Genomic DNA, 14,094 nt, shown 5'->3' with positions numbered 1-14,094 from the left:
ATGATGCTGCTAGTATTGATTCAGCCAGAATTACTCCTGTGGGCAATTATTCTTTTATTCATGCCAGTGGCAGATGAACCAGCCCTTAATGATGTTTCAGAACTTGACAACTGGCGAGATTTGTGCGGAATTATCGCCTTGTTGATTTTAGTCATTATTATTTTGCCAGTACCAGGAACAATCACTAAGTTGTTAACTATTTAGTCAGATAATGCCCCGTTACAAATTAAAATTGAGGAGTGAAAACTAAGACTATAAAATTGTTAATTTGAAATTTGATATTAAAAGTTAAAAATTAACAATTAACAATTGAATAAAGTGGTTTGAATAGTAATGAGGTAGACAGGATTTTTATCCTACTCCCTACTCCCTACTCCCTACTCCCTATTCCCTATTCCCTATTCCCTGTTCCGAAGTTCCCTTTGCTATATAATGACTAATGACAAACAACAAGTAAATGTTATCGGTGGTGGACTAGCGGGTACAGAAGCCGCTTGGCAAATTGCTCAGGCTGGAGTACCAGTGGTGTTGCACGAAATGCGACCAGTGCGACTATCCCCGGCTCACCATACGGTCGAATTGGCAGAATTAGTATGTAGCAATTCTTTTGGTGCTAAGTCAAGCGATCGCGCTGCGGGTTTGTTGCACGAAGAATTGAGACGCCTTGATTCAATTATTATTGGCAAAGCTGATCAACATGCTGTTCCAGCTGGGGGTGCCTTAGCTGTAGACCGAGCAGTATTTAGTCGGGAATTGACGGAAACCTTAGCTAGTCATCCCCTGATCGAGTTGCAGCGGGAGGAAGTTCCGCAAATTCCTACCACAGGGGTGGTGGTACTGACAACCGGTCCGTTGACTAGTCCTGCTTTAGCCCAAGACCTGCAACAGTTCACTGGTTTAGAATACTTTAGTTTTTTTGATGCCGCATCACCGATTGTAGTGGGGGAATCCATCAATCGTGATATTGCCTTTATGGCATCCCGGTATGACAAAGGAGAAGCGGCTTATCTTAATTGTCCCATGAATCGGGAGCAATATCTTCACTTCTGGGAAGAACTGTGTGCAGCCCAAAAGGCAGAATTGAAAGACTTTGAGCAAGAAACTGCTAAATTTTTTGAAGGGTGCTTACCGATTGAGGAGATGGCTCGTCGGGGGGAAGATACTATGCGCTACGGTCCTCTGAAGCCAGTGGGACTGTTTGATGCCCGTAAGGGAGACTTCCGCGCCCCAGAAAATCAGCATCAGCGTCCTTATGCTGTGGTACAGCTGCGACAGGAAGATAAAACAGGTCAGCTGTGGAATATGGTGGGATTCCAAACTAATTTGCGCTGGGGTGAGCAGAAACGGGTCTTTCGACTAATTCCAGGTTTGGAAGAAGCAGAGTTTGTGCGCATGGGAGTGATGCATCGCAACACCTTTCTCAATGCTCCTGAGTTATTGGAACCAACCCTACAGTTCAAAAAACGGTCTACTTTGTTGGCAGCTGGTCAATTGGTAGGAACAGAAAGTTATACAGCAGCTGCTGCAGGAGGGTGGCTGGCTGGTACCAATGCGGCGCGATTAGTATTGGGATTGGAACTGGTAACCATGCCACCCACTACGATGATGGGAGCCTTGTTTGACTTTATCAGTTCCGCATCACCTAAGCATTTTCAGCCTATGCCACCAAATTTTGGCATTTTACCCGAATTACCAGTGCGGATAAAGAATAAGCGAGAACGGTATGGAGCATATCGCGATCGCGCTTTGGCAGATCTTAATGATTGCTTGAGTAGGCTGAGAGTATCTGCAGCATAAAAATTATTATCTTCCAACAACATAACTTTGAATTATTCTGACTATAAGCTCCTGACTCTATATGCCTAATTTTTTTCACGGGGTGACAAGGCAATTGAAAGTCATACAGGTGTTAGGTTTTAGGGGTTAGGTGAAGCGTGAACAATGTCCGTGCGGGTATGGATTGATTAAAACTATCATTGACGTTGGATTGGTGAAAATTGCTTCAACTGCTGGTAAATACAACAACACGAGTCGCGCTCATTTTCCCCAATACCTAAAACCATTAACCTAATACCTAACACCTATCTAGGTTTGAGCTTTGTTGTCACCCCGTGAGCTAAATTTTAGAGCTTTTAAGTGAAAGTGCAATATATTAAAATGGGTAATGGCTTGGGAGTAATCATAGTTACCCATTTACCATTACCCAAGTTTTATAAGACTACCGATTAAGGTGTTTGACATTTATAAAAGCTTTTGCTGCTTTTATAGTAAACTATTGCCTATTGCTAGCATGCCTATTGCCTTGCGCGTAGCGCTATACAATACTGATATTCCCGGAAATAATATCAGTATTATTCAATTAACATTTACCAATTAAGTTCGGGATAGCTCAGGTGAAATCTCGGTTTTATTAGCATCAACCTCAGGTTGATTAACTAAAGTATCTTTTGTTCTAGAACTCTTCTCCAGATTAGCAATCGGGGCAACAATTGGCCAAAAAACGGTTGCTATCGTCAACACTATCCAAGACAAGCGGATTTGCTCAGCAGATAAATTAGTGTCTTTCTGGAAAGCTTGAAACCAGATCGAGAAAAAGTAGAGAGCGCCAGAAACGTAAAATCCTGCTAGTACCGTCATAACGAAATTTCATCCTAATATTGGTTAATTAAAAATTTTCAGTCGGTCTGATTGACTGAAAAATATCATGAGTTAAAATCCGGTTAATTACTGGTTTGTCAACTATTACCTTGATGTTTGGTAATGGTAAATGGGGAATCGTCAACTACTAATTTCCAATTACGAATTACCAACTACCCGATCAGGGTTACAAGGAAAAGTTAACCGAATTTAAAATGAGCTACCTTTACAGAGTTACCGAAAATTAGGCTAAAGTAACATTTTGACTGAAAAAAGGGCTCAATTCCCCCAAAGTGCTTACAGTTAGCGATGCAGCGCCTTCACGCGGGGGTTTCCACGGGGCTGGAGAGCGATGCAGCGCGGTCTTGGGGGTTTCCCCCATGAGCGACTGCATCAAGACAGGTGCGGACGCAGGTTCCGCACACAGACCCAAAACCATGAGCGACTGCATCAAGACAGGGAACGGGTAAAGGGGACTTGAAAACAGAACGATAAAGTCTTCGTTTCCCTGTTGTCATCGCCCAAAAAAAACGATATATATACTGTACTTAACGGAATTTAAACCCGCTGTATACTTGATTTCCCTTACTTAAATAGACTAAAGGACTGAGGTTTGTGCTGAGGTTGTTGCTAGGGTTTGTGGTGTTTACTTTGGTGTATGATTTCCCAGCTCAAATACCTTAGAGACCTAAAGAGTAAACACCAGTACCGATAATGACAACACTAATGCTTTTACCTCATTGTTAACTATCGGGTAGTAGTAGATAATATCCAAGTAGTGTTTAAATTTCGTCAGCATCAATTTATCTAGAACTGATCTACAACCGTTGACAGCTGTATTCGGGAATTTTTTCGATGATTGTTCACCATACTGAGATAGTCTGTGGTTAAGGAAATTCGGCACAGGGGAACCTATACCAAAAACCTCAACGCCTTTGGTAAGGTTAAGGATTGGTATGGCTTACACGGGATAGGGAGAGTTTGTTTAGGCTGTGTGCTTTGGCTGCTAATCCTCACAATTCCAGGGAGTACTTCTCCCTCATCTAACCCAGAAGCAGTCAAGCCAGGAGCAGTAAACCCAGGAGCAGTAGATACCCTGCAACAGATACAGCAACATATTGAGAAACAGCGGTCTACTATTATTAACGAAAGCGATCGCATATCTAATGTGGAGCAATCTGCCCAGAAGAAGCTGGGTGTGATTGAGCTTAATCTCAAGTCCACTGATACCGCTAACCAGGATTACAATGGGCAAATCCAACTGGCTAACCAGCGTCTAGACCAGTTGCAGCAGGATTTAGCAATTGCCGAGAGTAGCTATTATGAAAAACGGGCTGGAATCATTGCTCGACTGCGTTTTCTACAGCGCCAGCCCACTGCTGAAGTTGGGTCGAATATCCTGCTCAAGAGTCAAGATATCAACGAATTTCTGGCTCAACGCCGCCGATTGAAGTTAGTTTATCAAACGGACCAGCAAATTTTAACTAGTTTAAAAGCTGAAGCTGACAGCATTAACCAACGCAAAACCGAGATAGAGGCTCAGAAAAACCGAGTTTCCCTACTTAAACAGCAACTCCTAGCCAAAAAGAAGCAGTTTCAAGCTCAGCTCAAGACACAGCAACAACTGATTGAGCGACTTAACTCTAACCGAGAAGCTTTAGAAGCATCCCAAGCTCAGTTAGCAGAAGATTCTAAAAATCTTGTGATCTTGATTCAACGAGAGATTGCCCGTCAAAATAAGATTGCGGCAGCTAGGAAGGCAAGGCTTCGCAAAACTTTTGTTTTTAATACTGGTCAGCTGCTTTATCCCAGTAATGGCTCCATTACCAGCAGTTTTGGTTGGCGACGTCACCCCATTCTAGGTACATCTCGATTCCATTCTGGGATTGACTTTGGGGCTAGTTATGGCAGTACTATTCGAGCAGCAGATAGCGGTACAGTAATTTTTGCTGGTTGGTATGGTGGTTATGGCAATACAGTAATTATTGACCATGGCGACAGTATTGCTACCCTCTATGGTCATGCCAGTAGACTCTTGGTGAGTAAGGGAGAATCGGTCAAACGAGGAAATGCGATCGCAACCGTTGGGTCTACGGGTTTCTCTACCGGTCCCCACCTCCATTTTGAGGTTCGTAAGAACGGTGAACCTGTCGATCCCAGCAGTTATCTGTAGCCGATGGCACTTGCTAGGACAGATTTAAAACGGTTTACACTTTTCGGTGCTCAAGTAGTGTATAATAAGTAATTGCGATAGTGTGCTATTATCAAAGCTAATCAAATAGAGTAACCCTTGATATAGTCACTCAAGCATAAGGGCGCGTAGCTCAGTGGATAGAGCACCAGATTCCGGTTCTGGGTGTCGGGGGTTCAAATCCCTCCGTGCTCGTTTTGATAACTTGATATAGCAATCCTACTTGTATTCTATGAAAGGAGAGCTCTGGCGTTAGGCACGACCAGAGCTTAACTGCCGTGAAAGTTGCAGATTTACTTATTACTATTCAGTTAACAAGTAATAATTAACAAAATTTCCCTAACCATAATAATATTTTGATTAACTGAACTTCCCATCACTGTCTATCCTAGAGCCAATCATGAACCTTTCAGACTTAGTGACGTGGCTAAAACAACGAACTGCTCTAAGTATGTTGACTCAGGAGGTGTTACAGAATCTAGCACCTAAGCTGGAAGAGCGGATTTTGCCAGCAAACCAAACCTTAGTGCTAGCCAATACCCCTCCTACAGGATTATATATTCTCCGCTCAGGTCGGATCGAAAGCAATCCTGAGGATTGGCAAGCTGTGGGTTTACTCCCTGGGGCAGTGATTAATTTAGAAGCTATATTATTGAACAAACCTGTTGAGCAAACCTTAATTACCCTCAACGAATGTCAGTTTTGGTTTGTCAGTGCTTCCGAATTTCGGGCACTCGTGGAACACTATCCAGAAATTACCCAAGCTTTCTCCCAACAACTGGCTGAAGAAGTAGAAGAGTTATCCGCTCAGCTAGCCTATGAACAAGAGCGTCAAACTATCTTACGACCGTATCTGGTTAGTAAAGCCAAACGGGGGATTATTGGGAAAAGTCGCTATGGGGTGCGATTGCGATCGCAAGTTAAACAAGCAGCGGAAAACCGCGAATCGGTGATAATCTTCGGAGAGCCTGGACTGGAAAAAGATAACATAGCAGCCTTGATTCATTTTAGTTCTCCCTATCGGCGACAAGCCATGATTAAAATCGATTGCTCTAAATTACAAGCCAGTGGAGCAGAATTATTTGGTCGTGCGGGAGGAAAACCTGGCTTAATTGAAGCCTTAGGTCAAGGCACTTTACTATTAAATAATATTCAAGAACTTGCTCCAGAACTGATTACACCAATCGCTAATTTACTTAGAAGCAATACCTATACTCCAGTCAGCCGTTCCCAAAACAGTAGAGATGTTACAGCCAAAGTCTTTACCAGTCAGGCTCGGATTATCATGATTGCCGAGAGAAAACTGCCAGAGATTGATTCAGTGGCAGGACAATTGATTAAAGTGCCACCATTACGGGTACGAAAAGCCGACATTGGTGACATAGTCAACTACTATATTAGTATCATCTCTCGTGCTAAATGTATTAATAAAAACCGGATAACTCCCGAAGCATTACGGCGATTACAGGCTTATGATTTTCCCAATAATCTCAGGGAATTATTCAATTTAGTTGAACGAGCCATTGTGCAGCTAGAAGGATGTTCAGAACTAACTGAAGAAATTATCTGGCCCTCCCAAAGTAAGAAAAAGAAATTTCGTCTCAATCTCTTAAATGCTTATCCGGGTTTACGTCGCTTTCTCCGCAGCCCTTGGTGGCCAGACCGGATTAATTATGGCTTTACCTTAACTGCTTTTGCGATTATTGTTGCTATTTTATTTATCGGACCCCAGAATCGTCAAGAAAACTTTGCGCTTAATTTATTCTGGGCGTGGTGGTGGCCCTTAGTATTAATTAGTTTTCCCTTTGTGGGTAGGTTATGGTGTGCAGTTTGTCCATTCATGATTTATGGAGAAGTTACTCAGAAATTATCCCTGTGGCTATTTCCCCGTAAGTTAAAACGTTGGCCCCGAGAACAGGCTCAAACCTGGGGAGGATGGTTTTTGTTTGGCTTATTCTTCCTGATTTTATTGTGGGAAGAACTGTGGGATTTGGAAAATACTGCTTATCTTTCCGCTTGTCTGCTGTTATTAATTACAGCGGGTGCGATGATATGTTCCGCAATTTTTGAGCGACGCTTCTGGTGCCGCTATTTATGTCCCATTGGCGGCATGAATGGCATGTTCGCTAAACTAGCGATAACGGAATTACGAGCACAACAAGGGATATGTTCAGCGGAATGTAGTACCTATCAATGTTATAAAGGTGGACCCGAAAAAGGGGAGGGAATGGAAACCGATGGTTGTCCTTTGTACTCTCACCCAGCACAATTGGAAGATAACCGGGATTGTGTGTTGTGCATGACCTGTTTGAAAGCCTGTCCCCATCGTTCAGTAGAGGTGAATTTACGTCCTCCAGGCATTGAATTGTGGACTACCCATGTGTCTCGCAGTTATGAAGTAGCCTTGTTATTCTTATTGTTAGGAGCAGTGTTTTTGCACCGTTTACCAGAGTTACAAGAAAACCTGGGGTTAGGGTGGGATTTGAGTCAGTTTTGGACTCATGGTTTGCTCTCGGTAACAGTGTTGAGTTTACCAGCAATTGTGCCACTATTGGCTCAAGGAATGATGGTAGGATTATATCAGGTAAAAGAAATTCGTAAGCCGAGTTCGTTTGTTAAATTAGCTTATGGATATTTACCATTAGTATTAGCTGGTAATTTGGCTCATTATTGGCGGCTTGGTTTAGGAGAAGGGGGAAGGATTTTACCGGTAATGTTTGCTACGTTTGGATTGAGTGGTGAAGGATTACCTGTGTTGGTCGCCCATCCAGCAGTAATTACTTTCTTGCAGGGAACTACGTTAATTGCTGGAGTACTTTTATCCCTGTTTTTGACCCAGAAGATAGGGCGTCAACCGTTTAGTTTGTTATTACCACACCATGTGAGTACCCTAGTTTTAGGGATTAGTTTGTGGTGGATTATTGTGGGGTTTTGATATAATGATATCGTGGTTTTATAAAAATGCAAAAACTCAAAACTAGACTGACCCTGGAAGAATTTCTGGCAATGCCTTTGACCGATGTAACCTATGAATTAGTTGAGGGGGTTGCAGTACCGAAAATGTCTCCTAAACGTTTTCATGCTAGGGTAACTGGTGCTTTATATACACTTTTGGATCAGTGGTGTCAGGAAAAGGGTGAAGTCAATCCAGAGTGGGCAATAGCCTTGCAACGTCATGGTCAAGACTGGGTACCTGTGCCTGATTTAAGCTACATTTCTGTTCAGCGTCTGCCCTCAGAAGTTATAGAAGATGAGGCTTGTCCAGTACCCCCAGAGTTAGCCATTGAAATTATCTCACCGGGACAAACTTTTGGGCAATTAGCCGAGAAAGCAACCGATTATTTAGAAGCGGGAGTGTTGCGAGTTTGGGTTGTTGATCCTCAGGCGAGAAGTATCACAATTTTTTATCCAGATGCGCCACCACGGACTTATACCAAAGCAGCCCTGATCACTGATTCGCTTTTTGAAGGGTTGGAACTTACTCCGGAGCAAGTGTTTGGGAAAGCGAGGTTACCTCATAAGGGTTGAGGTTTTCCTTTCTGTTATGCCAATTGGTGTCAAGCCAATTTCCAAAAATATTGCTACAATCTTACAGTATACTCTAGACATTCATCACCTCTTCACCACCTCAGCCCATCACCATCTGTCCGCTGGCTAGCTTTATCCTGAGACTTGCAGTTAGGGATTAGATCAGTTACCTTAATAAATCGGTTAACAAATTGGTTTAGGTAAACCCTCTAGATAGACTTAATGATCGCTATTTCCGCAGTAGACCTGTTTTGTGGTGCTGGGGGGCTGACCCATGGCTTCCAGCAGGCGGGTCTTCCTGTGACTGTCGGGTATGATATTGACCCTATATGTCAGTTTCCCTATGAATACAACAATAAAGCCAAGTTTATACTCCAAGGCGTAGAAGAACTAACTGGTACTGACTTAGCAAAACACTACAGAAGGGATCAGATCAAGGTACTAGCAGGATGTGCTCCATGCCAGCCCTTTTCCAACTATTCCAGGCGATACACCAACAAAACCACCAAGTGGAAACTTCTCCATGACTTTGCTCGCCTCGTCCGGGAGTGTAATCCAGAAATCGTTTCTATGGAAAACGTGCCTCAATTGAGACGATATCCCGTTTTCGAGGAATTCACTACTGAATTAAAACATCATGGTTATTCTATCTCATTTTATGAGCTTGAGTGTAAAGACTACGGTATTCCTCAAATCCGCAAGCGCTTAGTCTTTTTTGCGTCCAAGTTTAGTAAAATCAATCTAATTCTCCCCACCCACAATAACAAGAATTACGAAACAGTACGCAAAACAATCTATGACCTTGAACCTCTTGGGGCAGGTGAATCATCAAAAACTGACCGACTCCATCGGTGCAGTAAACTTTCAGCACTAAATCTCCGTCGTATCCGTGCTTCATTGCCTGGTGGAACTTGGCGAGACTGGCCCGATGAGTTAGTTGCAGAATGTCATACTAAGGATAGCGGTAAGACATATTCAGCAGTCTATGGTCGGATGGAATGGGATTTGCCAAGTCCAACGATTACTACACAATTTTTTGGTTTTGGTAATGGTCGGTTTGGACATCCTGAACAAGATAGAGCCATATCTCTGAGGGAAGCTGCATTGTTACAAACTTTTCCTCGGGACTATAAATTTGTTGCAGACACTAAACCTGTGGTGTTTAATAATGTCGGGCGTCTAATTGGGAATGCTGTTCCTGTAAAGTTGGGTCAGGTAGTAGCTCAAAGTATTCTGAAGCACGTTAGTAATATATAAATTAAGGAGTAGTGGTGGATGAATCCAAGTATTCCTGGTTAGCTAGATAGGTTTCTATATTTTCTAGTATCTGTCTTAAATACTTGACTACATTTTTTTGTATTTTTAAGAGGTTATCAGCACTTTGCTCTCTTCCTACCTCCGCAAAGGACTTGATGCCATGGGCTAAATCGTTTCTGTTTTTTTTAACAGTTAACAAATCATTTCCATGTCCCGTCTTAGCGTAGTCAGTTGTGCATGAGAAACCATAGTCATTTGCTGTTTGCTGGATCTTTCTTCCGTCAATGTTTCCTGAAAAGAGGTCTTCTTTATCAAATCCAGCATTGATGATGTCAATAGAAATCGCTGTGAGATTTAAAATAACTTGATCAGGGTTTCTCTTTTTAAGGTTTTTTAAGACAATTTTTTTAAGTTCAGGTTTTATTTCATCAAAGGAAATTCCTTGACTCTGGAGTTCATCGAAGATGGCTTCTATAGCATTTCGCATTGTGGATTCGACCAGATTGTACAGCAACAAGAATCCACTAGCTTTCATGGTTTTTAATAGCTCAGGGTCAATTTGTTTAATTTTATTTACTCCACTCTTCACATCCATACTTAACTTGATTGTTCCTTGCTCCATATTTTTCAAAACAATAAAATACTTACTTACTTCTTTAGAGCGTTCGTTGAAATCTTCAAATAATAGACTTGTCATGCTTTATCTAGGAGTTGATCACGCACATACTCAATACGCCGAATTACTTTAGGTCTAGAGTTACTTGCATCAGAGGTAGTGTACTCCTTGAATTCTGGCGAGTCAAGCCAATTCATTGATTTTGGCTGAAGATTTATATTTTCCCTCAAGGCAAGAGCAACCCCAACGGAGATAGCCTCAAATCGAATACGAGGCGTTTTTTTATGTCGTTTTGATTTGCTAAATCCATTGTCAAAGTGCTTATATACGAAATCCAACATTGATTGGAACTCCGCCTTCATTGTCTCATGATCACGTCTGTCTTTGTTGTGTTTTTCCAAGTAGTCATTGAGAAATTTATTAACTTGGCGTTCAAAATTATTATAGTTGTTCAGATACGCGAAAAAACGTAATACGAATTCCTGAGGTTCACTTCTGCGGATTAGGGCTTCTGAAAAGGGACATAGATCAAGAAACTTTTCATTTGCCGAGAGTTGATCCAGGATATCTAGGAATGGTCCGCGTAATATGCCTCTGCGTTTCTCCATGTCATTTAGGTCAACGCTACCTGTATTGATCCTTTCAAACATATCCCGTCGCACTTCCTCATCTGCCTTTTCAGTCAGTTGGATCATCCGAAGCGTACTCCGTTTAAAGCGCCTTTGTCGGGCAAGTGGTAAGTCAGTATACCTAAATTGATTGAGTTTCTTGAGCTTCTCCAAACCAACTAAGGTAAGTTCATTATTTAGAAATCTAGCCAGACTACGGATACGCTGTGTACCGTCTACTATCTCCAAACGTCCTAGATCGTTTTCTGGGTCGTAGATATCGGCAACAAAGATAAATGGTATTGGTAACCCTAAAAGTACAGACTCAATGAACTTTGACTGCCTTTTGTCCTCCCAAGCCTCATTCCTTTGGTAATCTGGTATGAACAACTCGTTGGTATCGTCATCCTTGCCATCCATGTATTTGTGAACCAGTATTTCAACTGGATACTCTTTGGTGTCGTAATCAACAGGCTTCTGCTTCTCCCTAATTTCTGCTTCTGCTGCCTCTTTATCCTGAACTGTTATTTCTTCTGGCTTCTTTGACTTGGGCATAGTTTTACCTGATGTATATAGTTAATAAAACTTAAGCATATGCGCTACGCGCATATGCTTATAATAGTTATAGCGCTGCTTGAGGTGGAATAGCGATGCATCGCTCCCCAGAAATCATGAAGTGTTATCCTGACCAATCAATTCTGTTCAGGAGTCAGAATCAAGAAAATTTATGTTGTTGAAATAACCAAATTTATCAGTATAGTTTAACAAAAAAATAACTATAAATCCTTAGTTATTTTACGAAACTATCCTCTTTACCCACAGTCTTACCCCTGTTCCCTGTTCCCTGTTCCCTGTTCCCTGTTCCCTGTTCCCTGTTCCCTATGAAAAAATTATGGATTAATTGTTAATTGCCCAGGAGCAATTAACAATTAACAAACTGAACTCAAACTACCCGATAGAGAAAACTTAAAGTTGCCCAAGTATTGACATCCAAGGCGTAGGAATCAGCACTTATAGTGAGGGAAGAATCTAGGGAATTTGCACTAGCATCGTGTATGTCTTGTAGCACCGCCTGGGCTACGTCCAAGGGGTTAAACAAATCATCAATTGGTGCTCCGATTCCGCGACGAGATGGCACAGCATCGAGAGCTGTACCGGCTTGAGTAAAGGGGGAGCGACTGCAAATCATTTGCATTTCCACCAGTCCACTAGGACCTGAGACAATCCCACCAACGGAAGCTACTGCTGATGGCAGGGTTAGAGTTTCTCCAGGACCAATGACGGCATCTTTGATAGATGGAGAGTTTTCTGAAGTCTGTGATGTCTGCAAAAATGGCAGTTCATATAGTGCGATCGCATTGCCACTGGTATTAAACCCTAATAGCAAGAAATAGACCGGTTGGTCACCGTAGTTTTCGATCTGATAATGGAGACGACTCCCTACCGGCAAAATAGGAACACCTGCTTCTGTCAAAGTTTGTGTCAACTCAGACTGAGATTTAGCTTCACCCTCACCTACCAAATCTACCCGTGAGGAGGAAGCTGTCCGTGATGTTTCGAGTTGCATCACTAGCTTTTGCTCTGGTTCAATCATCTGTAGGGATACTCGAATACCTAGACCGGAAGACCCATCATTAGCAGTTAGACGCAGCAATTTCGCTGCCAGCAAGGTGTTCAGTTTACTAGCTAATCCCATAGCTGCTGACTTCACAGCTACCCCAGCTTCCCCAACTCCATTGGGTATGGGTTCACCGTCTATATAGAAGATTCCATAACCCCCTCCCCCAGCATTTTTGGAAGAGAGTGCTTTCCCAAACAAATAATCAGCAGGTTGTTCCCCTGCTTGCACTATCGATGCAGTAGAGATACTAGAAAAGGCACTGGTAGCATCTACTCGCTCAATTCTTTCTAGGTTCCCATCCAGAGCTACCGTTAGACCAATATTACGGGGTAAAACCCGGACGGCTTCTTGCACCAGCTGCCCAACTTGTAGCTGATTGTTATCAGTACTAGCACCAATAAATTTTGCCTTAGCAGTCAGACCATCTTTAGAGGTTATTTGTAGTTGAGAGACTCCCGACTTAGCACCAACTAATTTCAATACAGAGTTGTTGCTATAGTAATCCACAACTGTTGCTGGTAATCCTGCCAACCACAACTGTGCCGTTTGACCATTATCTTCCACGGCAGTGACCACACCATCCGCTTCCATGCTAGGGTCAGGGGGGAGATAATAGGTTGGTATTGGCTCAAGACTACTCTGACCCCCTAACTTGGGCTGTTGTTGTGTACCTGTCAGTTGATTAACCATCACACCAGCGTGAGTCAGGCTCACCTGACTTGTGGTTGTTGGTATTGCCTGCCACAGATACTGAGTAAGAGCATAGGTAAATAAGCCAGCACTGAAACCATTCCATTTCGCCTCCATGGCCATTTGATTTGGTTCAGCAGCGGTGAGCACTAGACCTGCCATGGGATTCATCGATCCAGGCACAATCGAGACGGATTTCTGGTTTACTATTCCTTTCCCAGAATCCTGTATCCGCCGCCGCAGTTGCTCTTGAAAAGCTAGTTCGTCCCGACTAGCCTCTTTGGCTGGTGGGTTAGTACTAGAGCGTACCTTAATATTTCCTTGGAGGATGCTATCAGCTACCGTGTGGCTAGTATCAAGTACTGTAGTGACTTGGTCAGTGAAGAGCGATCGCAATAGCAAAACTAGCGTTTCTTCTAGTAAATCGTTGGCTACCTTAGGATTTTTTTTGGTCAGGCTCCCATCTACTGGAACCAAGCTATTTTGAAGTGCAACAGACTTATCATTTTGATACCCTTGAGATAGCTTAACTTGGCTACCGAAGCCACTGAAGTGGAAGACTACCACGTCACCTGGTTTCGCTTGCTCCGTCAGATGTTCAATAAAAGCCGTTTCAATATTTTCTCGGGTCGCTTGGTCATCGTTAAGTATAAGTATATCCTTCGGGTTGAAGCCAAACCGATGAATCAATAGTTCTTGTTGTAGTTCTACATCAGTAACACAGCCATCCAATAGTGTGCTACGAGGATACTTGTTGATACCCACTAGTAGGGCTAACTTTCGCCCAAGGGGTTGTGCTAATACTTGGAAGTAACGGTCTATTCCAGGAACAGCTAAACCACTATTCCCTAGGAGGGATAGTATTGTTTCACTTACTCCTAATGTTGCCAATCCCAAACTAGCTTTTTGCAGAAAAGTCCGGCGATTAAGTCCCATATCCGCGCTT

General features: G+C 42.7%; 10 protein-coding genes, 1 tRNA gene and 1 pseudogene. 8 read left to right on the top strand and 4 right to left on the bottom strand.

All coding sequences use genetic code 11. The features are described from left to right. Nucleotides 1–204: pseudogene (locus tag F6K52_RS07950) on the top strand (site-2 protease family protein); the annotation flags it as partial. A gap of 228 nt (nt 205–432) precedes the next feature. Further along, nucleotides 433–1,797: an FADH(2)-oxidizing methylenetetrahydrofolate--tRNA-(uracil(54)-C(5))-methyltransferase TrmFO gene (gene trmFO / locus F6K52_RS07945; RefSeq protein WP_293076146.1), complete on the top strand. Its 1,365-nt coding sequence runs from the start codon at nt 433–435 to the stop codon at nt 1,795–1,797. A 576-nt stretch (nt 1,798–2,373) separates the two neighbouring features. On the opposite strand, the gene F6K52_RS07940 is transcribed toward trmFO, so the two are convergent. Continuing rightward, on the bottom strand, nt 2,374–2,637 hold the full coding sequence (locus F6K52_RS07940; protein WP_293076144.1) for a hypothetical protein: 264 nt from the start codon (nt 2,635–2,637) through the stop codon (nt 2,374–2,376). Nucleotides 2,638–2,989: 352 nt separating this feature from the next. Between F6K52_RS07940 and F6K52_RS07935 the strand changes: the two genes are divergently transcribed. The 6 genes from F6K52_RS07935 (at nt 2,990) to F6K52_RS07910 (ending at nt 9,613) form a co-directional block, all read left to right on the top strand. Further along, on the top strand, nt 2,990–3,118 hold the full coding sequence (locus F6K52_RS07935; protein ID WP_293076142.1) for a hypothetical protein: 129 nt from the start codon (nt 2,990–2,992) through the stop codon (nt 3,116–3,118). 402 nt (nt 3,119–3,520) lie between these two features. After that, on the top strand, nt 3,521–4,810 hold the full coding sequence (locus F6K52_RS07930; protein WP_293076140.1) for a M23 family metallopeptidase: 1,290 nt from the start codon (nt 3,521–3,523) through the stop codon (nt 4,808–4,810). Between the two features lie 140 nt (nt 4,811–4,950). Next, nucleotides 4,951–5,023 (top strand) — tRNA-Arg (locus F6K52_RS07925). A gap of 205 nt (nt 5,024–5,228) precedes the next feature. Beyond that, nucleotides 5,229–7,763 carry a sigma 54-interacting transcriptional regulator gene (locus F6K52_RS07920; RefSeq protein WP_293076138.1) on the top strand — a complete coding sequence of 845 codons (2,535 nt, stop codon included), beginning with the start codon at nt 5,229–5,231 and terminating at the stop codon, nt 7,761–7,763. Nucleotides 7,764–7,789: 26 nt separating this feature from the next. Next, complete coding sequence (locus F6K52_RS07915) at nt 7,790–8,356, top strand: Uma2 family endonuclease (RefSeq protein ID WP_293076137.1); 567 nt, start codon at nt 7,790–7,792, stop codon at nt 8,354–8,356. 222 nt (nt 8,357–8,578) lie between these two features. Further along, a complete protein-coding gene (locus F6K52_RS07910) occupies nt 8,579–9,613 on the top strand; it encodes a DNA cytosine methyltransferase (protein ID WP_293076136.1) in 1,035 nt (344 codons plus the stop codon). A 1-nt stretch (nt 9,614) separates the two neighbouring features. On the opposite strand, the gene F6K52_RS07905 is transcribed toward F6K52_RS07910, so the two are convergent. The 3 genes from F6K52_RS07905 to F6K52_RS07895 form a co-directional block, all read right to left on the bottom strand. After that, a complete protein-coding gene (locus tag F6K52_RS07905; protein WP_293076134.1) occupies nt 9,615–10,310 on the bottom strand; it encodes an MAE_28990/MAE_18760 family HEPN-like nuclease in 696 nt (231 codons plus the stop codon). After that, the gene (locus tag F6K52_RS07900; RefSeq protein ID WP_293076132.1) at nt 10,307–11,392 is read right to left on the bottom strand and encodes a DUF262 domain-containing protein; all 1,086 of its coding nucleotides are present in this window, start codon (nt 11,390–11,392) and stop codon (nt 10,307–10,309) included. Before F6K52_RS07900 ends, F6K52_RS07905 begins: the two co-directional genes overlap by 4 nt. 388 nt (nt 11,393–11,780) lie before the next feature. Next, nucleotides 11,781–14,084, bottom strand: a complete 2,304-nt coding sequence (locus F6K52_RS07895; RefSeq protein WP_293076130.1) for a caspase family protein — start codon at nt 14,082–14,084, stop codon at nt 11,781–11,783. Between the last annotated feature and the right edge of the window lie 10 nt (nt 14,085–14,094).

The sequence above is a fragment of the Moorena sp. SIO3H5 genome (assembly GCF_010692395.1).
Classification (GTDB): domain Bacteria; phylum Cyanobacteriota; class Cyanobacteriia; order Cyanobacteriales; family Coleofasciculaceae; genus Moorena.
Note: the sequence above shows the minus strand (reverse complement) of the source record. Positions and strands in the feature narration are given on the sequence as shown.

Excerpts from the sequence above, each read along its gene's own strand:
- F6K52_RS07935 (WP_293076142.1), top strand. The coding sequence starts at position 2,990 with ATGCAGCGCGGTCTTGGGGGTTTCCCCCATGAGCGACTGCATCAAGAC.
- F6K52_RS07895 (WP_293076130.1), bottom strand. The coding sequence starts at position 14,084 with ATGGGACTTAATCGCCGGACTTTTCTGCAAAAAGCTAGTTTGGGATTG.
- F6K52_RS07920 (WP_293076138.1), top strand. The coding sequence starts at position 5,229 with ATGAACCTTTCAGACTTAGTGACGTGGCTAAAACAACGAACTGCTCTA.
- F6K52_RS07940 (WP_293076144.1), bottom strand. The coding sequence starts at position 2,637 with ATGACGGTACTAGCAGGATTTTACGTTTCTGGCGCTCTCTACTTTTTC.
- F6K52_RS07915 (WP_293076137.1), top strand. The coding sequence starts at position 7,790 with ATGCAAAAACTCAAAACTAGACTGACCCTGGAAGAATTTCTGGCAATG.
- trmFO (WP_293076146.1), top strand. The coding sequence starts at position 433 with ATGACTAATGACAAACAACAAGTAAATGTTATCGGTGGTGGACTAGCG.
- F6K52_RS07905 (WP_293076134.1), bottom strand. The coding sequence starts at position 10,310 with ATGACAAGTCTATTATTTGAAGATTTCAACGAACGCTCTAAAGAAGTA.
- F6K52_RS07900 (WP_293076132.1), bottom strand. The coding sequence starts at position 11,392 with ATGCCCAAGTCAAAGAAGCCAGAAGAAATAACAGTTCAGGATAAAGAG.
- F6K52_RS07910 (WP_293076136.1), top strand. The coding sequence starts at position 8,579 with ATGATCGCTATTTCCGCAGTAGACCTGTTTTGTGGTGCTGGGGGGCTG.